Raw genomic sequence first — 24,420 nt, forward strand, 5'->3', positions numbered from 1 at the left:
GTCAAACGGTTTGCGCGAATCTCGCATCGAGCGAGCAATCCTTCTCCCCTGTCGGTCGTAGACCTTCGGCAGCCGTGGGTGGCGACACGAAAACCTGAGTACGGTGCCACCCGAGGTACGCCGTGTCGGGCCGATCCGCACCCGCCGGAAGAATCAACCGGTCCGCCGGCGGCGGCTTGCCGAAGGCACGACGCAATGGTTCGTCACTCGGCAGTGCGCGTTCCAGGTCGGTTGCGTACGTGATCGAGAGGTCCTCGGACACGGTGAGGAGGCCCGTGTCGAATGCGACATCGTGTGTGGGGCAGGCCGTCAGTCCGTTCAGGTGGTCGAGGCGTTCCTTGTTGGCGCTCTCTCGCCACGGCTTGATATGGCTCGCAGGGAGCAGTCGCGGCCGGCGACGTCCTCCGATTACGTTCCCCATGCCGCAGAACACGCGCCGGTTGCCGTGGTTGGTCAGCACTGCCTTGGCGAATCGGTGCTGACCGATACGAACGGTCGAGGTGAGCAAACGCTGCGTGATCTCGATCGGTACATCCTGCCGCTCACGCGCCCACTTCTCGACAACCCCCTCGAGTTCTCGCTCGACGGCGGCCGCTTGTAGAGGCTGGCAAGGTGCTGGACTGGAAAGCTGGCTCGATGCGCGCTGCTGCCGGACCGACTGTGGTCGACGAGCACGAGGCACACAGCGACAGGACGACCTCGTTCTGGACGAAGTTCACCTGCCGCTGTCCTCGACCTGTTCGGCCAGGTCGAGGACCGGGACCAGCCCGGCCGCGGACACGAGATTGTGTTCGTCGAACACCGCGGACCCAGCCGTGAAGGTGTCCGATGATTGCACTGAAAGCGCCTCTACGTATACGGGTAGTCGTGACATCGAGAATCTCGATTCTCTCACTACGGGAAGCGCTTTCGTCGTTCACACGCCGTCACGGCCGGCGCGGTCTCCACGGATCCGGCCTCAGTGATACCGAGAAGCAGGAGCAGGGTCACCACATCGAACGGATTACGCCTCACCCCTCCGGGTGAGCCTTCAGTTCAACTAAAGCCCACCATAGCGATTCGACATTGTCATGAACACGGGCCGCTTCTAATGTGATGTAGGTAATGGTCAAGCGAAGGATGTGACATGCAAATAGTCACTCTTCCGGCACCCTGCGGGAACGCCTCGTGCGACGTGGACTGCGACAGCAAGACACGTTCCGCCTCGCTTGACCCGCCCGTTCGCAACTGCCGATCGGGCGCCGTTCGATCCGCCTCGCGGTGAACCGAAAGAACGCTCATGACTTCCATCGAGATACTGCCACTGATCGCATTGGTGGCGATGTTCGTGATCGCCACCTTCTTCCCCATCAACATCGGCATATTGGGGTTCATCGGCGCGTTCGTCGTGGGGGCGTTCCTCCTCGGCTACGACGACAAGGAGATCCTCGCCGAGTTCCCCAGTTCGATCGTGCTGACGATCATCGGCGTCACCTACTTCTTCGGCATGGCGAAGAAGAACGGGACCATCGACCTCCTCGTCAACACCTGCATACGCAGCGTCCGCGGACGAGTGACGATCGTTCCCTGGGTGTTCTTCTTCTGCGCCTCGGTACTCACGGCCTTGGGCACGTTCAGCCCGGCGGCCGTCGCCTTGATCACGCCGGCGGCGATGTCGTTCGCCGCTCGCACCCGGATGAGCCCGCTGGTGATGGGCATCATGACCATCAACGGCGCACACGCCGGAGCATTCTCGCCGATCTCGGTCTCGGGCGTCCTCGTCCGTGACATCGTCGAATCGAGTGGGTTGACGATCGCCCCGTGGACCCTGTTCTTCGCCAGCTACGGCATCAACCTGCTGCTCTCGGTCCTGACCGTGATCGGCTACGCCGTTCTCGCCCGGATGCGGAACCTCGAATTCACCGCCACCGGCTCGAGTGACGAGTTCGACTCCGACGGCGGCGGGCGTCCTCACCGCACTCCCGTCGAGGGACCCGGCGCGGCCCCGTCCGGCAGCTCGGCCGGGGGAACCGGCACCCAGGTACTCATCCGGACCCCGCGCACCGAGATCGTCACCGAACCCGCACGACAGCCGGTCACCGCCGTCCAGAAGCTCACCCTCGTCCTGATCGCCGCGGTGCTGGTGCTGGTGCTGGTGCTGCACATGCCGATCAGCTTCGTCGCCATCGCCGCCGGTGCGATCCTCGCCTTCACCGACCTGTCCAAGCAGAGTGAGGCCATCGCCGGTATCAGCTGGTCCACGGTGCTGCTCGTGGCGGGCATGGTCACCTATGTCTCCCTCATGGAGGAGATCGGCACGCTCGACCATCTCGCGGAGATGGCGATCACCATCGGCGCCCCACTGCTGGTCGCCGTCGTGCTCTGCTACGTCATCGGCGTCACCTCGGCGTTCGCCTCGTCGACCGCACTGCTCACCGCTGTCATCCCGCTCGCGCTTCCGCTGCTGCAGACCGGAGCCCTCCCGGTCGTCGGCGTCGTGGCAGCCCTCGCCATCTCGGCCACCGTGGTCGACGTATCCCCGTTCTCGACCAACGGCGCGCTCGTCCTCGCCAACGCCCAGAACATCGAACGCCCCCGGTTCTACCGCCAGCTGCTGCTGAACGCGGGCATCGTGGTCGCGATCGCGCCGATGCTGTGCTGGCTGCTGCTGGTGGCCATCCCGGCCCTGGCCTGACGCGTCGACGCCACCCCCTGAGGGTTTAGCTCGAGTTAACCCTCATCGAGAAATCCGCCATTGTTCTCCACCCTGATCTCGGTCAGGGTGGGTAGTGGGACACCGCTGGCACCTACGCTCCCTATCCGATCGGAGCCTCCAGCGGTGCCTCACACACTCTTCCAACCCGAAAGGTGGGCCGACCGTGTTCACACTCCGTGGAACCTGGATGCGGGGAGGCACCAGCAAGTGCTGGCTGTTCAACGCCGTGGACGTCGATCCCCTCATCCCCCAGGCAGGGGGGCTGGATGCCATCTTGACCTCCGCGTTCGGCTCCGGCGACCCGCGCCAGCTCGATGGTGTCGGCGGCGGCAGCTCGACCACGTCGAAGGCGGCGATCGTGCGCCGCTCCAGCGAGTCCGGCATCGACGTCGACTACCTGTTCGCCCAGGTCGCGATCGGTGACCGGCAGGTCGAATGGGGCAGCAACTGCGGAAACTGCGCCACCGCGATCGGACTGTATGCGCTGCAATCCGGCTTCGTTCCGGTCGACTCCGCGGTGACGACCGTGCGAATGCGCAACCAGAACACCGGCGCAATCCTCACTGCCGAGATCGCGACCCCGGGCGGAATGATCCCCACCGAGGGTGACGCGGCCGTGCCAGGCACCAGCGCGCTGGGCGTCCCGGTTGGCCTCACCTTCGCCGGTCTCGCTGCCGATACAGCCACACTGCTGCCCACCGGCTCAGCCGCCGAACAGATTTCGATCGAGAACCACACGTACCGCGCCACGATGGTCGCCGCTGGCGCTCCGGCGGCGTTGTTCGACGCCGCCGACCTCGGACTGACCGGCGCAGAAGACAATCGGACCATCGCCGAACACCTGCCGCTGCTTCTCCGACTGCGACGGGAATCATCGTTGCGGATGGGACTGAGCAAACCGGGAGACCCGATCACACACGCGATCCCCAAGGTCGGCGTCGTCGGCCCGCCGGTGGACTACCGCACCAGCGCGGGCGTCGACATCGACGAAGACGACTACGACATCTCCGTCCGGATGCTGTCGATGCTTGCCCCGCACCCCGCAATCGGACTGACGTCCGCTGTCGCCGTCGCCGCGGCGTCCACCGTGACCGGTGGCGTCGTCACCCACAACACACGGGTCCGGTGGCCCGGATCGCTACGGATAGGGACGCCCGCCGGGGTCCTCGACGTCGACCTCACCACCTCGCCCGACGGTATCCTCGAATCGGTCACCTTGCACCGGGCGGCCCGTCGCATCGCAGTGGCGGAACTCTTCGTCACCGGCCCGGCGCCCACACTGGTCGGGTTGGCACGGTGAAGGTCCGAATGCCCGAGAACGCCACGATCGCACCCCGGACAATCGACGCGCGGATCGCCCGCTCCTGGCTGCTGGTCAACGGCGGCCGGACCGACCTGTTCGACCAGGCCGAACGTTCATGCGCCGATCAGATCGTCCTCGACATCGAGGACGCAGTCGATCCGCAACGGAAGTCCTCAGCACGCGAGGACGTTGCCGCCTGGCTCGAACACTCCTCGGCCTGGGTCCGGATCAACGACCGATCCTCGAAGTACTGGAGCGACGACGTCGATCGACTCGCCGGCCTTCCCGGACTGGCGGGCGTAATGCTCGCGAAAGTCGAAGCGGCCGAACATATCACCGAAACCTTCGACCGACTCGGCGGAGGCACCCCAGTTCTTGCCCTGGTCGAATCCGCCCTCGGCATCGAGCAGGCCGGCGCTATCGCCCGCGCCCGCGGCGTGTTCAGGCTCGCCTTCGGCAGCGGCGACTATCGCCGGGACACCGGCACGAGCGCCGACGACCTCGCCATGGCGTACCCTCGCTCCCGACTGGTGGTCGCCAGCCGGGTCGGCCGGCTGCCCGGACCGATCGACGGCCCCACCGTCAGCAACGGCCACACCGTGTTGCGCGAACAGTCCGCAGTGACCGTCTCCCTCGGCCTTACCGGAAAGCTGTGCCTGGACACCGATCAGCTGCAGGTGATCAACGAGGCCATCAGCCCTACACCGTCGGATGTCACCTGGGCGCGGCAGTTCCTGGCCGATTTCGAAGCCCGCGGCCGCATCATCCGCGACGGCAGCGACCTACCCCGCCTCGGGCGGGCCGAGCAGATCACCCGCCTCGCCGACGCGTTCGGCATCCGCCGGAACTGACAGGCATCCTTCCGGGGGGGTCGGGCCCCTATCCGGCCTCGAATCCCTCCTGCAGTAGGCGGGCGGCGGCAGTGCACACCGCGATTCCTTCCTGCGCGGCCGGGCTCAGCCGCCGCTCGGTCAGATGCGCGACCAGGATGCGCCGCTGCGGCGGGCGGGTCGCGAGGGGAATCGACCGGACGTCGGGCCGGAGGTTGAGCACGGCCAGGCGCGGCGCGATGGCCACACCGAGCTCGACGGCCACCATCGCCTGTACTTCACCGTAGTCATGCGCGAACACGCTCGTCCGAGGCATGAAACCACCTTGTTGACAGAGCTTTTCGAGTGTCTGGGCAACCGGGTGATCGTCGGCGCGCACCACCCACGACTCGTCGCGCAGTTCGGTGATCCGGATCGAGTCGCGGTCGGCCAGACGGTGCCGTTCCGACACCAGCAACACGGTCGGATCGTTCATCAGGTGGTGGTAGGTCAACGTGGGGTCGTCGATCCGGTTCCATTCGTAGTCCCACAGCAACGACAATTCGGTCTCCCGCCGGCGCAGGGCGTCGACCAGTTGCGCGAACCGGCCGCTGAGCACCTTCAGATCGACGCCCGGGTGCCGCGTCTTGAACTCCTTGACCACCAGCGGCAGCAGTGACGATCCGGCCGTGGGAAAGGTGCCGATCGCCAGCACACCGGCCCGCAGCCCCTTGATCTCCGCGAGTTCGGCCTCGGCGGCCTCCAGCTCGACCAGGATACGTTCGGTGTGCCGAACCACCGAGCTTCCGGCCTCGGTCAGCACGATGCCTCGCGCGTGCCGTTCCAGAAGCGGCTGTCCCGCCTCCTTCTCCAGCTTCGCGATCTGTTGGGACACAGCCGAAGTGGTATACCCGAGCGCGGACGCCGCCGCGGTGATCGACCCGTGCGCGGCGACCGTGCGCAGTGTGAACATCCTGGCCGTATCCAGCACGCGCCACCCCTGACTTTAGACAAAGTTAACTGCTGTCGATATGCCCGTGATTGTAGTTGAACCGGAGGGATGGCAATCTCGAGGTGGCGGCCCCGGCGCCACGGACTTTTCGGTCGCGCCATGACCCTGCCGGCATCACCCGTCGGTCCGCGCTCGTGCACCCCGGCCGCTGTCGAGCGCCGCACCTGTATCGACCTTCCCCACCATCCGAGGACAGCTTATGACTGCACACCCGAGCGACAGTTACTCGACCCACGACCACCCTGGCACGAGCACAGCCGACAGCCCTCCTCCGACACGTGGCCCGTTGCACGGCCTCCGCGTCCTCGACATCAGTACCGTCTACGCCGCACCGATCACCGCCATGCTCCTCGGTGATTTCGGCGCGGACGTAATCAAGATCGAGCACCCCTCGGGCGATCCCGCCCGCTCACACGGAGCCCGGAAGGACGGCCACGGACTGTGGTGGAAGGTCATCGCCCGTAACAAGAAGTGCATCACTCTCGATCTCAGCACCGACGAAGGCCAGCAGATACTCCGCGACCTCGTGATCGATGCCGACGTGCTGGTGGAGAACTTCCGCCCCGGCGTACTCGAGAAGTGGGGGCTGGGTCCGGACCGACTCCATGCCGTCAATCCGGGACTGGTCCTGCTCCGCGTCACCGGGTTCGGCCAATCCGGACCCTACGCCGAGCGCCGCGCATTCGGCACCCTGGCCGAGGCGATGAGTGGCTTTGCCCACCAAACCGGGACGGAGGACGGCCCACCGACGCTGCCGCCCTTCGGACTCGCCGACGGCGTTGCCGGACTTGCCGGCGCATTCGGCGTGGTGACCGCACTCCTCCACCGCAACGGCTCGGCCGGCCGCGGACAGGTCATCGACATGTCACTACTCGAACCACTCCTGGGAATTCTCGGCCCCGGGCCCACCGCCTACGACCAACTCGGCACCATCGCCGGCCGCAACGGCAACCGCTCCCCCAATAACGCCCCACGCAACACCTACCTCACCAAGGACGGCCGGTGGGTTGCCGTCTCCGCGAGCGCCACCTCTGTCGCCGCGCGGGTCATGCGCCTGGTCGGCCGACCTGACATCGTCGAGCAGTCCTGGTTCGACTCTGCCGGCGAACGCAGCCGCAACGGCGAACTGCTCGACGACGCGGTTGCGAAGTGGATCGCAGACAGACCCCTGCACGAGGTCACGGCCGAGTTCGAACGGGTCGGCGCCGCGCTCGCACCCATCTACGACGTCGCGCAACTCATGAGTGATCCGCAGGTCCTCGCCCGTGACTGCATCACGACCGTCGACGACGAAGACCTCGGCCCGATCAAGATGCAGAACGTCATGCTTCGCATGCTCGGGACTCCGGGCGCGATCAAGTTCCCCGGCCGCCGCCTCGGGCAGGACAACCAGGAGTTCTACCGGGACACCCTCGGCATCGACCAGGAACGAATGACCGAACTCACCGAGAAGGGCGTCCTTTGATGAACCGCAGCTACCTCTTCGCGCCTGGCCACAACCTGAATCTGCTCGGAAAGGTGTTCCACGCCGGCGCCGACGCCGTCATCCTCGATCTCGAGGACGCGGTGCCGCCCTCCGAGAAGCGGACCGCCAGGGCAAACGTCGCATCCGTCGTCACCACCAGGACCGCATGGGTGCGAATCAACGCCCCCGGAACCGGACTCGCCGCCGCTGATCTGCATGCCGTCGCTGCATCGGCACACGGCATCCGCATCCCCAAGGTCGAAACACTCGACGACGTTCACTGGGTCGCAGCCCGGGCCCCGGAAAAACCCCTGATCTGCGCCATCGAAACCGCGAAAGGGGTCGCCAATGCCTTCGATATCGCCGGTCACCCGGCGGTAACGCATCTCGCACTCGGCGGTATCGACCTGCAGAAGGACCTCGGCACGGGAGACGGGAACATACCGATGCAGTACGTGCGATCCCACCTCGTCGTCGCCGCGCGCGCCGCCGGCATCGCCCCACCGATCGACAGCGTCTACCCCCACCTCGATGACAATGACGGACTCATCCAGCAGGCCGCCCACAGTCGCAGCCTCGGCCTGTTCGGCAAGTCCGCAATTCACCCCGCTCAGCTGACGGCCATCCATGCCACCTTCACTTCGGGACAGGACGACATCGACTGGGCCCGCGAAGTGGTCGACGCATTCGAGAAGGCCGGCGGAGCGGCGGTCCGGCTACCCGGAGGTGAATTCGTGGATCTCCCCGTCGCAGAGCGGGCACAAAAGATCTTGGACGCCGCGCGAACGTGATGCCGTCATGCTCCGCACCGTGTAGTGCACGAACGCGTGCCGCCTGCCATGAGCGGATGCTTCGGCCGACGCGTCGAACTTCCCGACCGTCTCGCGCACGAAGCCTGGGCCTCGATGTCCAAGGTGACGCCGGTCTGGGCGTACAGGTGGACCTCACGCTGTCGTGGGATTGCTCGGCTCCGCCTCGACGCTGTGCATGGTGCTGGTCAGGGCGGTGCTCGACGGGGCCGTCACGCTCGGCATCGTCATCGCCATGCGGCGAAAGGATCGAACTTCAGCGGTCTGGGATTCTTCGGTTACTGCGTCGCCGTCGCAATCGGTACCGGCGCGCTGTTGTTCGCGATCTGACCCGTCATCGTGGCTTATCCACGGAGGTTCGATGCTCCCCGCGCACATCTGTGCATCCGCTTTGAGCTCGACGCCGCCGGCACTGCGGACTGATCGCACTGATTCTCGCCGTGGTGGGCGACCGGGGAGCGCCGACCTTCGACAAGCACTCCGCCTGGATGCTCGCCTCCGGCCTGACCGCACACACTCTCGCAGAAGCAGGCCTGACACTGGCGCTGTGAGACACCGACCCCGCCGACGAGAACCGAACCGTCCCGACCGAATCGCACGCGAGCTCGGTCGGGGCGCAGGCGTCTCAACCCCCCATTCTCGAAAGAGAATCCCGCGTGACCTGCAAACGAATGCGTTACAGTTCCCGGGCCAACTGATACCGGGGGGATTCATGGCAGAGAGACTTCGTTTGGAACCGCGGACGATCGAGGAGATCGTCGCCATCTGCGACACCATGCTCGAGACGCTCCGCGAAGCGGCACGGCACGCAAGCGACTTGGCCGATGCACCGAGCTTCGGGGGCTTCAAGTCGGCCGAAGACCTCCGCACCGGCTTCGTACGCAAAGCCCGCGGGACACCCGAATCGCTTTTCGAACGCCTCCAACAATTCGCAGCGGTACTCGAGAATATGCGAGAGACGTTCGCGTCAGGCGGCGAGGGATTCTTGGCTACGGAACACGACTGGAGCGCCGTCCTCAACGCGTCGGGTCAGGGTGGGCGGTGACCGCATTTCGCAGCGCCGCCGCGGCAGGTGCACTTCTGGCCCTCGCTTCGCTGATCGGCTGCGCCGACTCTACCGCCACCACGGACACCGCGAGCAAGACACCGAGCACACCGGCCACCACGACTCGCGTGCCGCGACTGGTGGACGAGTCCGACCGCCCCTTGGTCGCCTTCGACCCGTGCCTCGACATTCCCGACGACGTGCTCATTTCCGCCGGCTACGACCCGAGATCCGAAAACAACGCGGACTTCGCGGCGACCCACTACACGATGCTCGGCTGCTCCTACGACGGCACGGTGAAGCGTCCCGGGGTGGCGGCCTACGGGCTGACCGTGAGGTCGGCCAACTTCGACTGGGCGATAGAACTGCAAAAGACCGCAGACAACGGCGACAACGTTGTCCCCACCGAGATTGCCGGCCGGCGCGCAATACTCAAGACCAACACGTCCTATCCCGAGAGTTGCCATATGAGCGTCGAAACCTCCTATGGAGTGATGCTTTTCGGCCAGGTGGTGTTCGGTTCCGAAGTCGAGTACTTGCCCGAGTCACAGTGGTGCGTGGGCCTCGCGCACACCGCCGAGCGCATCGTCACCGTCCTCGACGACGTCGAGTCGCGCACCCGCTGACCCAGCATCCTGTCTGCATTCGAGCCCGGTAGCCGACCTCGAACCCGCCCAGGTTCGCCGGCCCACGCCCGCGACGCTGTCGCCCCCATGTGTCAGCATGGTCGAACCCGACACCGGAGGGAGCGTCGTGTCCACCGCCGACCTGCACCGTCTGGCGCGTCTGCGTCAGGAGCACCCGGCGTGGGCGCTGCTGCGGTCGGACAATGCGGCCGCGGTGCTGGAGCTGCTGGGCCGGCACTTCGACCGCGGCACGCGACGGCTGCCGGCCCCGGAGCTGTTCGCCCGCCTCGATGCGGACCTGCAGGAACTGCGCGACGAGGGCTTCGAGCTGCCGCGCACCGGTCAGGCCTATTGTGCGGACTGGGTGCGCGCGGGTTACCTGCTGCGCCGCGCGAGCGCCGACGCCCGCGAGGAGACCCTCGAACCGACCGAGGCGACGTTCGCCGCGCTCACGTTCGCCGCGGGCCTGACGACCGCCACGAGCTCGGTCACCGAGTCGCGGCTGACCACCCTGTCGAGCCAGCTCCAGGCGCTGGCGCGGGACTCGGACCCTCGCAGCGAGAGCCGCCTGGCGGCGTTGCGGGCCGAGCGCGACGAGCTGGACCGGCAGATCGCCGCCGTCGAGTCCGGGGATTTTCCCGTGTTGGACGGGAACCGCGCGGTGGAACGGTCCGCGGAGATCCTGGCGTTGGCCGGGGAGATCCCGGGTGACTTCGCGCGGGTGCGCGCCGAGTTGGAGGCGCTCAACCGGGAACTGCGGGCCCGGATCCTCGACGACGAGGGCGACCGCGGCGACACTCTCGGCGAGGTGTTCCGCGGGGTCGATCTGATCGGCAGCTCCGACGCCGGCCGCAGCTTCGCCGGCTTCTACGACATGATCATCGACCCGGAGCGGTCGTCGCAGCTCGACGACTGGATCGAGGCGGTGCTGCAACGCCCGTTCGCGCAGCAGCTCACCACCGAGCAACGCAACCGGTTCCGCACCCTGCTCACCGAGATGGAGGACGCCGGCGGCGAGGTCCACGCGACGATGACGTCGCTGTCGCGTTCGCTGCGCCACTTCGTGCAGTCCCGCCACTACGAGGAGCACCGGCGTCTGCAGCGGCTGTTGCGCTCGGCCCAGCAGCAGGCCCTGCAGGTGGCGCAGCGCCGCAAACCATACGACCTGCTGGACCTCGAGCTGGTGCGGGTCGGCATGGGCATCGACTCCGTGGCGGCGCTGCGGCTGCACAACCCGGCCGACGACCTGGTGGCCGAGCCGGTGGTGACGCAGCCGGTCGGCGAGGTGGATCTGGAGGAGCTGCGCCGCATCGTCCGCGAATCTGAGATCGACATGGACGAGCTGGCCGGCAACGTCGCCGCCACGCTACGTTCCCGCGGCAGCGCCACGATCGGCGACGTGCTGCGCGATCATCCCGCCACGCAGGGACTGGCCAGCGCGGTGGGTCTGCTGGTGCTCGCCGCGGAGCACGGTCACCGCGTCGACGGCACCGAGGAGATCGCGTGGACGTCCCCGTCGGGCGCGACCCGCGTCGCGACGGTGCGGCGGCACCTGTTCGACCCGACCGACACCGAGTTCACCGCCCGCATCACCGAGGACGCGTCATGACCGAATCGACCACACGCACCGGCCTGTACCCGGGTGACACCGGCGAACTCGATCTCGACACCCGGCGCGCGCTGGTGCAGTTGCTCAAAGGACCGCTCGTCACCGCCGACAAGCACCCGGAGGTGTGGCGGACGGTGATCCGCGACGAGCGGGTGCTGCGGTCCCGGCTCGCGGACGTGTTTCTCGATCTCGTCGTCGACGAGGACGATGAGCTCGCGTTCACCCGCCCCGCCGACACGGGCGACCACAAGGCCCCGACGGTGCTGCGCACCGAGCGGCTCACGTTCATGGACACCGTGATGCTGCTGGCGTTGCGGCACCGGCTGCTGCGCGCCCAGCCGGGCGAGCGGGTGATCGTCGACTTCGACGAGGTGGCCGGGCAGCTGGAGATGTACCGCGCGGCGACGAGCACCGATCCGGCCGGCTTCCGCAAACGGGTCAACGCGTCGTGGGAGAAGTTGAAGAAGTACACGCTGCTGGCGTCGACGTCCACGGAGGGCCGGATGGAGGTCTCTCCGGTGTTGCGGCAGTTGTTCGACGCCGATCAGGTCGCCGCCGTCGAGGCCGTTTTCCGGCGCATCGTCGAGGAGGACGCGCCGTGAGCGCCGCCCCCATCCACCCCGGCCAGTTCCGGCTCGCGCGGGTGCAGGTGGTCAACTGGGGCACCCTGCACGGGCATCACGACATTCCCGTGGCCCGCAAGGGTTTTCTCATCACGGGCGCGTCCGGCTCGGGCAAGTCGACGCTCATCGACGCGATCTCGACGGTGCTCATGCCGGGTGGCAGCGTGCGGTTCAACGCGGCCGCGCAGGAGTCGGCGGCCGGGTCGGGCCGCAACTTCGTCAGCTACATCCGCGGGGCGTGGCGGCGCGAGGCCGACGCCGACACCGACGCGCTCACCGCCTCGTATCTGCGCACCGGCGCCACGTGGAGCGCGGTCGCACTGACGTACAACGCCGCCGACGGCGCGGCCCCGGTGACCCTGGTCAAGCTCATGCACCTGCGCCGGGGCGCCAACGCCAACAACGAGATCTCGCACCTGCACCTGATCCTCGACACCGACGTGGAGCTGACCGACCTCGAACCGTTCGTCACGCGGGGAATCGACACCCGGGGCATCCGCAAGCGCTGGCCTGATGCGGTCGTGAACCCCAGCTACGCGCCGTTCGCCCGCGCGTTCCGGTCCAAGCTCGGCATCTCGTCGGAGGCCGCGCAGCGGCTGCTGCACCGCACGCTGTCCGCGAAGAGCCTGAACAGCCTCGACCAGCTGTTGCGCGACTACATGCTCGACGAGCCGCCGACGTTCGCGATGGCCGAGCGGGCCACCACGCAGTTCCGCGAGCTGCGCGAGGCGCATCGCGTCGTCGTCGACGCCCGTCGTCAGGTCGAGACGCTCGAGCCGCTCGTCGCGCTGGCCGACACCCGTCGCAGCGGCCTGCAGTCACAGCGCGACCTGCAGGACGAGACCGATCACCTCGACGCGGTGCACGCCCGGATGACGGTGGACCTGCTCAGCGACAGGCTCGACGAGACGCGGGCGCAGACCGGTCTGTTGCAGGCCGCCGCGGACAAGACCGCCGACGAGGCCGACCGCGCCGGCGAACGCACCCTCGATCTGCGGGTGCGCGCCGAGAGCGCCGGCGACGGCCGGCTCGCGACCCTCCGCGTGCACAAGGAGACCGCCGAGACCGCGCTCGAACGAATTACCCAGCAACGCAAACGGTTCGACATCGCCCTCGCGCACTGGGAGGCGGAGACACCGGCCACCGCGGACGACTTCGCGCATCTGCAGGCCCAGCTCGAGAGGGAACTGCGCGAGCTCGACGCGACCGCCGACACGCGCAGGGCCGAGCTGTACGAGGTGGCCGGCGCGCTCGCCGAGCGCCGGAAGACGATCCGCGAACTGATCGCCGACCGGGAGGTCCTGGCCCGGCGCCGCTCGAACCTCGATCCCGACCTGCTGCGCGCCCGGGAACTGGTGTGCTCGGCGGCCGGACTCGGTGAGGACGCCCTGCACTTCGCGGGCGAGCTGATCGCGGTGCGCGCCGAGCACGCCGAGTGGACTGGTCCGATCGAGCGTGTCCTGGCCGGGTTCGGGCGCACGCTGCTGGTGCCCGACGAGCTGTATCCGCGGGTGGCCGCCGCCGTCGACGCACACCATCTCGGTGCCCGCCTCGTGTACCGGCGAGTCCGCACGGGCGTCGGTGCGCCGGACGCACCCACCACCGCCGACGGCTCGCTCGTCCGCAAGCTCGAGGTGCGCCCCGGCCCACTCGCCGCGTGGCTGCAGCACCACCTGGCGGACCGCTTCGACTACACGTGCGTCGACACCGCCGACGACCTGCGCCGCGTCCCGCGGGGCGTGACCCAGGCCGGACAGGTCAAGCACGGCGGCGACCGGCACGAGAAGGACGACCGACGACGCATCGACGACCGCAGCCGCTGGGTCCTCGGCTTCGACAACGAGGCCAAGCTCGCCGACCTGCGCCGGCGCATCGGCGACGCCGAGACCGACGTCGACGCGCTGCAACGGCGGCAGGAGGCTCTCGAACGCGCCGAGTCCGCGATCCAGCAGCGCCGGCAGGCCGCCGCGGTGATCCGCGAGTCCGCGTGGGCCGACGTCGACGTCGCGGCGGCGGGGAACGCGGTGGACGCGATCGAGGAGCGGCTGCGCGAGTGGATGCAGGGCAACACCGAATACGCCACGCTCACCGCGGATCTGGCTCGCGCCGAGAGCGAGGAACGCGCCGCCCGGCAGGCGCACACCGCGGCGCTGGCCAAGCTCGAACAGCACCGGGACGAGCTGACCCGGGTGCAGGCGCGGCTCGACGAGGCGCAGGCCCACGCCGGCACGGCGGTGCCCGACCCGATCTTCGCGCGCATCCGGACCCGGTTCGCCGCGGCGGTCCGCCGCGTCACCGTCGACAACATCGACCGGGCCCTGAGCACGGTGGGTCGCGCGATCAACGTGGAGATGCGGTCCGCGCAGCACGACACCGCGGACGCCGAGCGCCGCATCACCGCCATCCTCACCGGCTACCTTGCCGAGTGGGAGGCGCGGCGCGCCGAGATGCGCTCCGAGGCCGAGTACGTCGACGACGCCCTCGCGGTGCTCGCCCGGCTGCGCAGCGACGGCCTGCCCGCCTACGAGGACGAGTTCTTCCGGCTGCTGCGCGAGCAGTCGCACCGCAACATCGGGGAGCTGGCGCGCGCGATCCGTAAGGCTCCGGGTGAGATCCGCTCACGTATCGAGCCGGTGAACGAATCGCTGCGCCGCTCGCCGTTCGACACCGACCGGATCCTGCGCATCGACGTCAAGGACCGGCGCTCCCCCGCCGCGTCGGAGTTCCTGGCGGAGCTGCTGCAGATCACGAGCGGCGCGTGGAAGGAGGAGGACCGGGCCGCGGCGGAGCGGCGGTTCGAACAGATGGCGGCGGTGCTCGAACGGCTCGACTCCGGCGAGCCCGCCGACCTGCGGTGGAAGCGCCTCGTGCTCGACACCCGCCTGCACGTCGGATTCATCGGGGTGGAGGTCGACCCGGAGGGCAACGACGCCAACTATCACGACTCGAGCTCCGGTCTGTCGGGTGGACAGGCGCAGAAGCTGGTGTTCTTCTGCCTCGCGGCGGCGCTGCGCTATCAGCTGGCCGCCGCCGGCGAGGAGCTGCCGCGCTACGGCACCGTGATCCTCGACGAGGCGTTCGACCGCGCCGACCCCGCTTACACGCGACGGGCGCTGGACGTGTTCACCCAGTTCGGGTTCCACATGGTGCTCGCCACCCCGCTCAAGCTGCTGCAGACCCTCGACGACTACATCGACGGCGTGGCCGCAGTGAGCATCCGCGACAAGCGCTACTCGCAGATCGCACTGTTGCCGATCCGCGGGGACGGCACGTGAGCGCACTGTGCGTGCCGCCGTCCGCGGTCGCCGGCAAGGCCCAGGTTGCATACCGCAGCCGCCGCACCCGATGGATCACCGATCCCACTGCGGCCGAATCGGATTCGCTGTCGATCGGGCTGCATCCGCCGTCCGAGCGGCGGGTCGCGCAGGATCCCGACGCCGTCGTCGCGTGGGTGCGTGCCTGGCACGGCTACCCGGGTGCCGGGCGGGTCGAGTGGGAGACGCGGCGCTGGCCGAGCTTCGGCACGCAGGAAGTGCCGATGCGCCTGCTGCTTTCGGGCGCGACCGAGATCGCCGCCGCGGCCGCACGAGCACCCGAGTGGCGCACCCTCACCGAACGGCAGGCGCGGCTGCTCGACGGACTCGGCCCCGGCACCGCGGCGCTCGCGACAGCGATCGCCGCGACGCATGCCCGCTGGCTGGAGCTGGACGAGCCGGACTTCGCGCGGCTCGTCGCGGCGGTGCGCTGGCTGGCCGAGCATCCGTCGTCGGGGCTGTTCGTCCGCCAGCTGCCGGTGCCCGGCGTCGACACCAAATGGGTGTCGCGGCACCGCGGCCTGGTCGAGACGCTGCTCGACGGCGTGCGGGGCGATCGTGACCTGGGGGTGCGGTCGCTGCCGCGGATGTGCGAGGTGGCCGTGTGCGACCGGGCGCTGCTGGCGGGGGCGCCCCGGATCTTCGCGACGTCGCTCGACGAGCTGGCGGCACTGCCGGTGAAGCCGGCCCGCACCCTGATCCTGGAGAACAAGGAGGGCCTGCACGCGCTGCCGGAGCTGCCGGCGACGGTGGCGGTGCACGGCGGCGGCTACGCGGTGCACGAGCTGGCGGACGTGCCGTGGCTCGCCGCCTCCGACGTCGTGTACTGGGGTGACCTGGACACGCACGGTTTCGCGATCCTCGACCGGCTCCGCGGCCGCCTCCCGCACGTGCGCAGCCTGCTCATGGACCGCGGCACCGTCGAGCGGTGGCGCGACCTCGCCGTGCCCGAGGCGTCACCCGCCCCGCACACGCCCGCACACCTGACCGGACCGGAACGCGACGCGCTCGCGGTGGTGCGCACCGAGGGTCTGCGGCTCGAACAGGAACGGATCCCGTGGCCGTACGTCGTCGCCCATCTCGAGGCGCTGTAGGCGCGGGCGCCCCGCAGTAACCCGAATGGATCGGGCCGACCGACGTCGGCTGAGCCTCGACGGGACCGAAGTCCCGAAACTGGACCCCGCACGGGCCGCCGGTTCCGGGGTCGTCGTCCCGCCTGCGCCTTCACGATGTGCCTGAAGTTGCAATAGTGAACTAGAATCAAACTTCTCGTTCCCGGGATCTTTCACGGGAAATCCCTTCACAGGAAAGGAGCACTCCGACGCATACGCCGGCCCCCCACACCGTTCATCTCGTCCCCCTGCCCCACAGCGTCGGGGACGCTCCCCCGCTCGCGTCCGAGCGGCCCCGGCTGCACGGCCACCCGGACATCGTGTGGTTCCGGGATCGCTATGCGATCCCCATCTCGACGACCACGCCGCACGAGGCGATGCTCGAGGATCTGTACTTCGTGCGCCGGGTCCTCGACGACGCCGGCATCGACTATCTGCTGGTCCGCGGCGACGGCGCGCGCCCGGTGCTGGCGGTGGACTGGGCCGACCGCAAGGAGCTGCGCGCCGCGCTGGTCGCCGCGTGCACCGACGAACCGTTCTACTCCAAGACGGTCGGCGCCAAGCGGCGCCGACCGGTGCTCGTCGCCGACGGCCGGCTCTCCCACAGTTCCAAGGATCGGGCGTTCCGCTTGTTCCGGCCGCGAGTCGAGCTGACCAGCGGGCTGCGGTACGGGGCGTCGAACGGGGTGCAGATCGAGCTGTGGTCGCACACCGACGACGAAATCCTCCTGCCGAAGGAGAACGCTCTGACCCGGCGCAGCGTGCCGCGGGAGGAGATCACCCGCACCACCGTCGAGCGCTACGGGCAGACGTGGCCGACGATCGAGGGGATGTTCGCGACCCATCCGGCGGACGTCCCGTTCGAGATCGACCTGGTGTTCTCGTGGGTGGACGGCTCGTCGAAGGAGTGGCAGGCCGAGCGCGCCAAGCGCATGCAGAACTACGTGGTGGGCGAGGGCGACGACTCCCCCGCGCGCTTCCGGCAGATCAACGAGCTGAAGTACGCGCTGCGCTCCGTACACATGTATGCGCCGTGGATCCGGCGGATCTTCGTCGCGACCGACTCGGAGCGACCGGACTGGCTCGCCGACGACGGTCGGGTCACGTTCGTGCGCAGCGAGGAGTTCTTCGCCGACCCGTCGGTGCTGCCCACCCACAATTCGCAGGCCGTCGAGTGCCAGCTGCATCACATCCCGGGTCTGTCCGAGCACTTCCTGTACTCGAACGACGACATGTTCTTCGGCCGCGCGGTGGATCCGCAGATGTTCTTCTCCGCCGGCGGGGTCACGAAGTTCATCGAGGCCGACACCCGGATCGGGTTGGGCCGGAACCACAAGAAGCGCAGCGGTTTCGAGAACGCGGCACGCGTGAATCGCCGGCTGCTCGAGGACCGGTTCGGGGTGACGATCACCCGGCACCTCGAACACACGCCGGTGCCCCTGCGCAAGAGCATCATGGTGGAGATGGAGCGGGAGTTCGCGGAGGAGTTCGCCGCGACGGCGGCGAGCACGTTCCGGGCCGCGGAGAACATCTCGGTGACGAACTCGTTCTACCACTACTACGCGCTGATGACCGGCCGGGCGGTGCAGCAGACGACGGCCCGCATGCGATACGTCGACACGACGATGGTTTCGGGTCTGCGCGAGCTGGACACGCTGCTGGCGACGCGGAAGATGGACTTCTTCTGCCTCAACGACGGCAGCGTGCCCGAGGTCGACCTCGAGCTGCGGACGGCCAAGGTCACGCAGTTCCTGGAGCGGTACTACCCGATCCCGGCGCCGTGGGAGATGGACTACCCGAGGCGGGCGTGACCTGCGCCCTCGGACGCACCGGGCCGCCCCGCTTATCCGCGGGGCGGCCCGGCCGGGTGAACGCGAACTCGGGGACGAAGCCGGACCGGCGTCGACGCTCACCGCCCGTTCGGTGACGAGGCGAGGGCGGGAAACACCCAGCTTCCGTCGAGGACCTCCGCACGCGGGCGATACAGGCGAACGAGATAGTTCCACCCCTCCGTGACGGGAAGGTAATTGGCGCGGTCCGCACCGTCGCCGCCACCGAAACGGACGGTGATCGAGCCGTCGGCGTTCGGCACGCCTGTGAGGTTGTTGATGCTGTAGGCGTGGTGCTCGTTCGGTTCGAAGAAGCCCTCGGCGTTGTAGACCGAGACGGACCAGAAGCCGTCGACGGGCACATCGCCGACGGTCAACTCGTACTCTCCGACCGGCAGTCCCGGATCGACGCCGATGTATACGGCCTCCTCGGTCGGAAGGCCGCCCCAGCCGGCGGCGGTACCGATCAGGTGCCGGACCGGGTCGACCGCGTTCCGGGCACCGAACATCCGATCGAAGCCGGTCAGTCCTCGTGCCAGCGCCAGCAGCGCCTCCCGCGTCGCGTCGAGGCTCGCACGGTCGTAGTCGGGCGCCGCGAACGGCGTCGACGAGCCGACTTCGAGACGGAACCGGTCCTGGAGCGAGACCACGGTGCGGACGTCGTCCGGATCGGAAGGATCGACGAGAATCCGCACCGCGACGGCGACGTACGGTGTCGGGAACTCGTCGGCGGTGAACTTGTGCTCTCCCGGGTCGTGGAGGATCCGATCGACATGGTGGTCCTGGTCGACCACCATCACGGACATGTACCGCCGACCGCCGTCGGGGATGGTGAGTGTCGCTCCCCCCGAGGTGTCGACGATCGCGAGGCTGTACAGGGTGTCGCGGTTCATCCGGATCACCGTCTGCTGCTCGACCGAGGCGGGCTCCCGGTTGTGCCGGAGCACATTGATGCCCCCGGCGTCCCGCTGAAGATCGAGAAACATCCGATCCGTCTCCGCGCGAACGAAGTTGTCCACATTCACCGGAATCGATGTCATGCGCGGCAGCCTAGACGACGAACGCCCCACGCGCTGTCCGATTCGTCCGCCTCCGCGACGGGACCGGGGTTCCCTGCCGGAACTGCCGGGCCGGCCGCGGGGCACGGGGCGGCCCCGTCTCATTCCGGCTCCGACATCCGCGCGCGGCGCGCGAGGGTGGCGGCGACGCCGGCCGCGGCCGCGCGCACCGACGTGGCGTGCCGCTCGGGATGGAAGCGGGCCACGGGACCGGTGACACTGAGGGCCGCGATCGGCCGGTCGTCGGGGTCGAGTACCGGCGCAGCGACGCAGGTGATGCCCATCGCGGATTCCTCGCGTTCGTACGCGACCCCCTCGTCGACGATGCGTTCGAGCTGTGCGCGCAGCAGTCCGGGCCCGGACAGCGTCTTCGGTGTGCGCCGTTCGAGTGGCCCGGCGAGCACCCTCTCGATGATCTCCGGATCGGAGTATGCGAGGAGGGCCTTTCCGATGGCCGTGCAGTGCAGCGGCATTCGGCCACCGAGACGGGACGGGGAGCGGGCCTGCCGGTGTCCCCCGATCTTGGAGATGTAGACCACTTCGGTGCCCTCGAGGATGCCGAGGTGCACCGTCTCGTGCGTCCGCTCGTATAGGTCCTCCATGAACGGGGTTGCGACCTCGATCAGGCTGCGTTCGGTGGACGCCCGCATTCCGAGTTCGAACAGTTGCCCGCTCAGCCGGTAGCCGGCCTGGGTGCGGTCGAGAAGGCGCACCTTGACGAGGTCGGAGACCAACCGGTGCAGGGTGCCCTTGGGGATGCCGGTGCGCCGGCCGAGTTCCGCGAGGCTGAGCCCGTGGTCGTCGACGGTGAACGCATACAGCACGGTGACGACCTTGCCGAGCACGGTGTTCGGGTCGATCTGCATGTCGCTGGGAGTGTGCACCGCATTCACCCTTTCGTCCGGTGACCTGGCGATTCGGGTCACCCGCCACTGTACGTTCCACTGAGTCGAACACTTTCCTGGCCGGATGCCGGCTCGCCCGGCGACAGTGAGCAGGCCAATTCCCTTCGACCTTCCGGGACCGCCATGACCCCCTCCCCAGGAACCGACCACATGCCGGCTCCGCCCTCCGGCGGCGCCGCGACGGACGATCCGGCTGTACACGCGGCCTTCATCCGGATCGACCACGCGGTGCGCACCCACTCACCGTGCCCGCCGGTGCGTGACCTCATCGGCAGCTCCGACATCGAGCGCGCCTACGCGGTCCAGACGAAACTGAACGCGGCACGCACGGCCGCCGGCGCTCGTGTGGTCGGTCGCAAGATCGGGCTCACGTCACCGGCGGTCCAGCGGCAACTCGGCGTGGACCGGCCCGACTTCGGTGTCCTGTTCGACGACATGCAGTACACCGAGGACGAACCCGTGCCCTTCCACCGCCTGCTGCAACCGAAGGTCGAGGCGGAGATCGCCTTCGTGCTCGGGCAGGACCTCGCCGACGGCCCGCTCGACGCCCGGCGTATCCGCGACAGCGTCGACTACGCCGTCGCCGCCCTCGAGATCGTCGACAGCCGGATCGCATTGTGGGACATCACCTTCGGGGACACAGTCGCCGACAATGCCTCGTCCGGGCTGTTCGTCCTCGGCACCCGGCGCCGCGGGCTCGACGAGTTCGAACCGGTCGACACCGAGATGGCGATGCGTGTCGACGGCGCGGCGGTGTCCACCGGGAACGGCGCGGCCTGCCTGGGCGACCCGCTGCGGGCCCTGGCGTGGCTCGCCGACACCGCCCGCCGGTTCGGTGAACCGCTCCGCGCCGGGCAGATCGTCCTGTCCGGGGCTCTCGGGCCGATGGCGCCCGTCCACCCCGGCTCCACCGTCACCGCGGACATCACCGGACTCGGTTCGGTGACCGCGACCTTCACCGAGGAGGACCACACATGAGCACCCGCAGAACACAGGTGGCCGTCATCGGCTCCGGCAACATCGGCACCGACCTGATGATCAAGGTGATCCGGAACTCGACCAATCTCGAGATGGGCGCCATGGTCGGCATCGACCCCGACTCGGACGGCCTGGCCCGCGCCCGCCGGCTGGGTGTCCCCACCACCGCCGACGGCGTGGCGGGCCTGATCGGCCTGCCGAACTTCGACGAGATCGGCTTCGTGTTCGACGCGACGTCGGCACAGGCGCACCGGGCCAACGCCCGCGCGCTCGAACCCTACGGCAAGCGGCTGATCGACCTCACGCCCGCAGCGATCGGCCCCTTCGTCGTTCCGGCCGTCAACCTCGACGCACACCGGCACGCCCCGAACGTCAACATGGTCACCTGCGGTGGGCAGGCAACCATCCCCGTCGTGGCGGCGGTCTCGCGCGTCACGCCCGTCGCCTACGCCGAGATCGTCGCGTCCATCGCGTCGAAGTCCGCCGGACCCGGCACCCGCGCGAACATCGACGAGTTCACCGAGACGACGGCGCACGCGATCGAGTCGGTCGGCGGCGCGGCCCGGGGCAAGGCGGTGATCGTCCTGAACCCTGCCGAGCCGCCGCTGATCATGCGGGACACCGTGTTCTGCCTGATCTCCGAGCCGAGCGCGGTCGTGCACGACGCCGTCCGGGAGTCGATCGAGCGGATGGTCGCCGACGTCGCCGCCTACGTGCCGGGCTACCGGCTCAAGCAGCGGGTGCAGATCACCCCGGTTCCGCAGGGGCAACCGGTGCATACCCTGCTCGCCGACGGCGCCCCGGCCACACCCACCCACCAGGTGTCGGTATTCCTCGAGGTCGAGGGTGCCGCCCATTATCTGCCCGCGTACGCGGGCAATCTCGACATCATGACCTCGGCTGCCCTGCGGTTCGCGGAGGCCGCCGCCGAGACGGACACCGCGCGCGCGGCAGAACTGGAGACCACCCGATGACGACCGAACTGTTCATCCAGGACGTCACGCTCCGGGACGGGATGCACGCCGTTCGGCACCGCATCACCCCGGACGACGTGGGCCGTATCGTGGCCGCGCTGGACGCGGCCGGTGTCGACGCCATCGAGGTCGCCCACGGCGACGGACTGGCCGGGGGCAGCCTCAACTACGGACCGGGCAGCCACACCGACTGGGAGTGGATCGAGGCCGCGGCCGCGAACGTGTCCCGGGCGCGTCTCACCACGCTGCTCCTGCCCGGGATCGGCACGATCCGCGAACTCGAGCACGCCTACCGGCTCGGGGTCCGCTCGGTGCGCGTGGCCACCCACTGCACCGAGGCGGACGTCTCGGCCCAGCACATCGCGACGGCCCGCGAGCTGGGCATGGACGTCTCCGGATTCCTCATGATGAGCCACATGGCACCGCCCGCCGAGCTGGCGCGACAGGCGAAGTTGATGGAGTCCTACGGCGCGCACTGCGTCTACGTCACCGACTCCGGCGGTCGTCTGACCATGGACGGGGTACGCGAACGGGTTCGGGCCTACCGGAGCGTGCTCGACCCGGGCACCGAGATCGGTATCCACGCCCACGAGAATCTGTCGTTGTCGGTGGCGAACTCCGTGGTCGCCGTCGAGGAAGGGGTCACTCGCGTCGACGCCTCCCTGGCCGGCCACGGCGCCGGGGCCGGCAACTGCCCGCTCGAGGCGTTCGTCGCCGTCGCCGACCTGCAGGGCTGGACCCACGGCAGCGACCTGTTCGCGCTGCAGGACGCGGCCGACGACCTGGTCCGGCCGCTTCAGGATCGGCCGGTCCGGGTGGACCGCGAGACCCTCACCCTCGGCTACGCCGGCGTGTACTCCTCGTTCCTCCGCCACGCGGAGGCAGCGTCGGAGCGTTACGGCATCGACGTGCGCACCCTCCTGCTCGAGGTCGGGCGGCGCGCGCTCGTCGGCGGGCAGGAGGACATGATCGTCGACATCGCCCTCGACCTGCTGGGGGAACGTGCCGGCAGCCCGGCGTGACCCGGAATCCGCATACACGCGGGGGCGGGTCTGTCGCGAACGACAGACCCGCCCCGGTCGCTGCGCCGTCAGACGGCGTCGGTCCTCTTGGGTGTTCCCCAGCTGCTGACGTCCACTACCGTTCCCGTCACGGTCGCGGAATCGTCACGGCACGCGAGATAGAGGTAGGCGCCCACGTAATCGTCGGGTTCCACCTCGATCTGCAGAGCTCCGTTGTCGCGCACCATCTGCCGGATCGGAATGGCCTCGGCCACCGAGTGATCGGCGAGCCCCATCGCGCCGGGCCCGCGCAGGTCGGTGGCCATGCCGCCGGGAGCAACCGCATTGACCCGAACCTCCGGGGCAAGTTCGTACGCCAGCTGGCGCACGAGTCCCACGCCGGCATGCTTGGACGAGACGTACAGCGGCCCACCCCCGCCCGGGAAAAAGGCCGCGTTGGACAGGGTGAAGATCATGCTGCCGCGGGAGGACTTCAGGTGCGGCGCTGCGGCCTTCGCACCGAGCAGATAGCCCTTCACGTTGACGGAGAACAATTCGTCGAACCCGGTACCCAGTTCTTCCGGCGACGCGTCGAGCAGCGAACGACCGAAGTCCCAGACTCCGGCGTTGCCGACGAAGGTGTCGAGAGCACCGAACTCGCGCACGGCGAGATCGGCTGCTTGCTTGTTGTCGGCGAACGAGGTGACGTCGCCCGTCAGGGTGCGCACGCTGGTCCCGAACGCCTCGCGCAGTGCGGTCAGCTTCTGCTCCGACCTGTCGAGCACGGTCACGCGACCGCCGTTCTCGACGAACCGTCTCACCAGGGCGTGGCCGAGCCCGGATCCGCCGCCGGTCACGAGAATCGACTTTCCGTCAAGCCGTCCCACTACGGGCTCCTTCCTTCAGTTCGTACGAGTCGGGAAGTCCGACGTGGATGTCGCCGCCCTCGATACGGACCGGGTGCGTGCCGACCGCGGTCGTCGCGGGCGGATTCAGGGGCCGGCCGGTTCGGAGGCAGAACTTCGCCATGTGGAGCGGGCATTCCACGACGCAGTTCTCGATCCATCCGTCGGCGAGGGAGTACGTCTCGTGCGTACACGTGTCGTCGACGCAGAAGTACTCCCCGTTCGACCTGAACACCGACACCGGCGAACGCGAGTCGAGCCGCACCGCGTCGTCGTCGTCGAGGTCGCCGACCGCGCAGACACGAACCCACCGCGTGTTCTCACTGGATGATTCAGCCGTCATCGTCG

At 68.6% G+C, this 24,420-nt stretch carries 22 protein-coding genes; 15 read left to right on the top strand and 7 right to left on the bottom strand.

The window, feature by feature from the left end:
• Position 1: 1 nt before the first annotated feature.
• Together A4U64_RS27785 and A4U64_RS29070 are read right to left on the bottom strand one after the other, a co-directional pair.
• Positions 2-682 (bottom strand): HNH endonuclease, encoded by a 681-nt coding sequence (locus A4U64_RS27785; protein WP_232334089.1) that lies wholly within the window; start codon positions 680-682, stop codon positions 2-4.
• A 33-nt stretch (positions 683-715) separates the two neighbouring features.
• A complete protein-coding gene (locus A4U64_RS29070; protein WP_257785089.1) occupies positions 716-838 on the bottom strand; it encodes a hypothetical protein in 123 nt (40 codons plus the stop codon).
• Positions 839-1,279: 441 nt separating this feature from the next.
• Between A4U64_RS29070 and A4U64_RS15130 the strand changes: the two genes are divergently transcribed.
• The 3 genes from A4U64_RS15130 to A4U64_RS15140 all read left to right on the top strand — a co-directional run bounded on the left by A4U64_RS15130 (position 1,280) and on the right by A4U64_RS15140 (position 4,849).
• Positions 1,280-2,674 carry an SLC13 family permease gene (locus A4U64_RS15130; RefSeq protein WP_065922769.1) on the top strand — a complete coding sequence of 465 codons (1,395 nt, stop codon included), beginning with the start codon at positions 1,280-1,282 and terminating at the stop codon, positions 2,672-2,674.
• A gap of 208 nt (positions 2,675-2,882) precedes the next feature.
• Positions 2,883-3,995 (top strand): PrpF domain-containing protein, encoded by a 1,113-nt coding sequence (locus A4U64_RS15135; protein WP_084648648.1) that lies wholly within the window; start codon positions 2,883-2,885, stop codon positions 3,993-3,995.
• Positions 3,996-4,003: 8 nt separating this feature from the next.
• Positions 4,004-4,849, top strand: a complete 846-nt coding sequence (locus A4U64_RS15140) for an HpcH/HpaI aldolase/citrate lyase family protein (RefSeq protein ID WP_065922771.1) — start codon at positions 4,004-4,006, stop codon at positions 4,847-4,849.
• Positions 4,850-4,877: 28 nt separating this feature from the next.
• Here A4U64_RS15140 and A4U64_RS15145 read toward each other — a convergent pair whose 3' ends face one another.
• Positions 4,878-5,798, bottom strand: coding sequence for a LysR family transcriptional regulator (locus tag A4U64_RS15145; protein ID WP_029542709.1), 921 nt, complete (start codon positions 5,796-5,798; stop codon positions 4,878-4,880).
• Between the two features lie 220 nt (positions 5,799-6,018).
• Between A4U64_RS15145 and A4U64_RS15150 the strand changes: the two genes are divergently transcribed.
• From A4U64_RS15150 to A4U64_RS15190, 9 genes are all read left to right on the top strand, one after another.
• A complete protein-coding gene (locus A4U64_RS15150) occupies positions 6,019-7,284 on the top strand; it encodes a CaiB/BaiF CoA transferase family protein (protein WP_065922772.1) in 1,266 nt (421 codons plus the stop codon).
• Positions 7,284-8,075 (top strand): HpcH/HpaI aldolase/citrate lyase family protein, encoded by a 792-nt coding sequence (locus tag A4U64_RS15155; RefSeq protein ID WP_065922773.1) that lies wholly within the window; start codon positions 7,284-7,286, stop codon positions 8,073-8,075. Before A4U64_RS15150 ends, A4U64_RS15155 begins: the two co-directional genes overlap by 1 nt.
• A 730-nt stretch (positions 8,076-8,805) precedes the next feature.
• The gene (locus tag A4U64_RS15160) at positions 8,806-9,138 is read left to right on the top strand and encodes a hypothetical protein (RefSeq protein ID WP_065922774.1); all 333 of its coding nucleotides are present in this window, start codon (positions 8,806-8,808) and stop codon (positions 9,136-9,138) included.
• Positions 9,135-9,764, top strand: coding sequence for a DUF3558 domain-containing protein (locus A4U64_RS15165; protein ID WP_065922775.1), 630 nt, complete (start codon positions 9,135-9,137; stop codon positions 9,762-9,764). The genes A4U64_RS15160 and A4U64_RS15165 overlap by 4 nt, the downstream gene beginning before the upstream one ends.
• Before the next feature lie 97 nt (positions 9,765-9,861).
• Entirely contained in the window at positions 9,862-11,373 is a 1,512-nt protein-coding gene (locus A4U64_RS15170) for a DUF3375 domain-containing protein (protein ID WP_198163307.1), read from the top strand.
• Positions 11,370-11,975, top strand: a complete 606-nt coding sequence (locus A4U64_RS15175; protein WP_065922777.1) for a DUF4194 domain-containing protein — start codon at positions 11,370-11,372, stop codon at positions 11,973-11,975. The genes A4U64_RS15170 and A4U64_RS15175 overlap by 4 nt, the downstream gene beginning before the upstream one ends.
• A complete protein-coding gene (locus A4U64_RS15180; RefSeq protein ID WP_065922778.1) occupies positions 11,972-15,271 on the top strand; it encodes an ATP-binding protein in 3,300 nt (1,099 codons plus the stop codon). The genes A4U64_RS15175 and A4U64_RS15180 overlap by 4 nt, the downstream gene beginning before the upstream one ends.
• Positions 15,268-16,404 carry a DUF3322 domain-containing protein gene (locus A4U64_RS15185; RefSeq protein ID WP_065922779.1) on the top strand — a complete coding sequence of 379 codons (1,137 nt, stop codon included), beginning with the start codon at positions 15,268-15,270 and terminating at the stop codon, positions 16,402-16,404. Before A4U64_RS15180 ends, A4U64_RS15185 begins: the two co-directional genes overlap by 4 nt.
• 338 nt (positions 16,405-16,742) lie before the next feature.
• The gene (locus A4U64_RS15190; protein WP_065922780.1) at positions 16,743-18,233 is read left to right on the top strand and encodes a stealth family protein; all 1,491 of its coding nucleotides are present in this window, start codon (positions 16,743-16,745) and stop codon (positions 18,231-18,233) included.
• Between the two features lie 98 nt (positions 18,234-18,331).
• Here the strand turns inward: A4U64_RS15190 and A4U64_RS15195 are convergent, their stop codons facing one another.
• Both A4U64_RS15195 and A4U64_RS15200 read right to left on the bottom strand, forming a co-directional pair.
• Complete coding sequence (locus tag A4U64_RS15195; RefSeq protein ID WP_065922781.1) at positions 18,332-19,291, bottom strand: DUF1214 domain-containing protein; 960 nt, start codon at positions 19,289-19,291, stop codon at positions 18,332-18,334.
• A gap of 119 nt (positions 19,292-19,410) precedes the next feature.
• Complete coding sequence (locus A4U64_RS15200) at positions 19,411-20,175, bottom strand: IclR family transcriptional regulator (RefSeq protein WP_050034945.1); 765 nt, start codon at positions 20,173-20,175, stop codon at positions 19,411-19,413.
• Between the two features lie 189 nt (positions 20,176-20,364).
• Here A4U64_RS15200 and A4U64_RS15205 point away from each other — a divergent pair, with 189 nt between their 5' ends.
• From A4U64_RS15205 to dmpG, 3 genes are read left to right on the top strand one after another with little or no spacing between them, the layout of a single operon-like run.
• Positions 20,365-21,192 carry a 2-keto-4-pentenoate hydratase gene (locus tag A4U64_RS15205; protein ID WP_050034944.1) on the top strand — a complete coding sequence of 276 codons (828 nt, stop codon included), beginning with the start codon at positions 20,365-20,367 and terminating at the stop codon, positions 21,190-21,192.
• Positions 21,189-22,166 carry an acetaldehyde dehydrogenase (acetylating) gene (locus A4U64_RS15210; protein ID WP_050034943.1) on the top strand — a complete coding sequence of 326 codons (978 nt, stop codon included), beginning with the start codon at positions 21,189-21,191 and terminating at the stop codon, positions 22,164-22,166. Before A4U64_RS15205 ends, A4U64_RS15210 begins: the two co-directional genes overlap by 4 nt.
• Positions 22,163-23,188, top strand: coding sequence for a 4-hydroxy-2-oxovalerate aldolase (dmpG, locus tag A4U64_RS15215; RefSeq protein ID WP_050034942.1), 1,026 nt, complete (start codon positions 22,163-22,165; stop codon positions 23,186-23,188). Before A4U64_RS15210 ends, dmpG begins: the two co-directional genes overlap by 4 nt.
• Before the next feature lie 68 nt (positions 23,189-23,256).
• On the opposite strand, the gene hcaB is transcribed toward dmpG, so the two are convergent.
• Positions 23,257-24,054: a 3-(cis-5,6-dihydroxycyclohexa-1,3-dien-1-yl)propanoate dehydrogenase gene (hcaB, locus tag A4U64_RS15220; RefSeq protein ID WP_050034941.1), complete on the bottom strand. Its 798-nt coding sequence runs from the start codon at positions 24,052-24,054 to the stop codon at positions 23,257-23,259.
• Complete coding sequence (locus A4U64_RS15225) at positions 24,041-24,415, bottom strand: bifunctional 3-phenylpropionate/cinnamic acid dioxygenase ferredoxin subunit (RefSeq protein ID WP_065923505.1); 375 nt, start codon at positions 24,413-24,415, stop codon at positions 24,041-24,043. The genes hcaB and A4U64_RS15225 overlap by 14 nt, the downstream gene beginning before the upstream one ends.
• Positions 24,416-24,420: the final 5 nt, after the last annotated feature.

The sequence above is a fragment of the Rhodococcus sp. WB1 genome (assembly GCF_001700945.1).
GTDB lineage: Bacteria > Actinomycetota > Actinomycetes > Mycobacteriales > Mycobacteriaceae > Rhodococcus > Rhodococcus aetherivorans.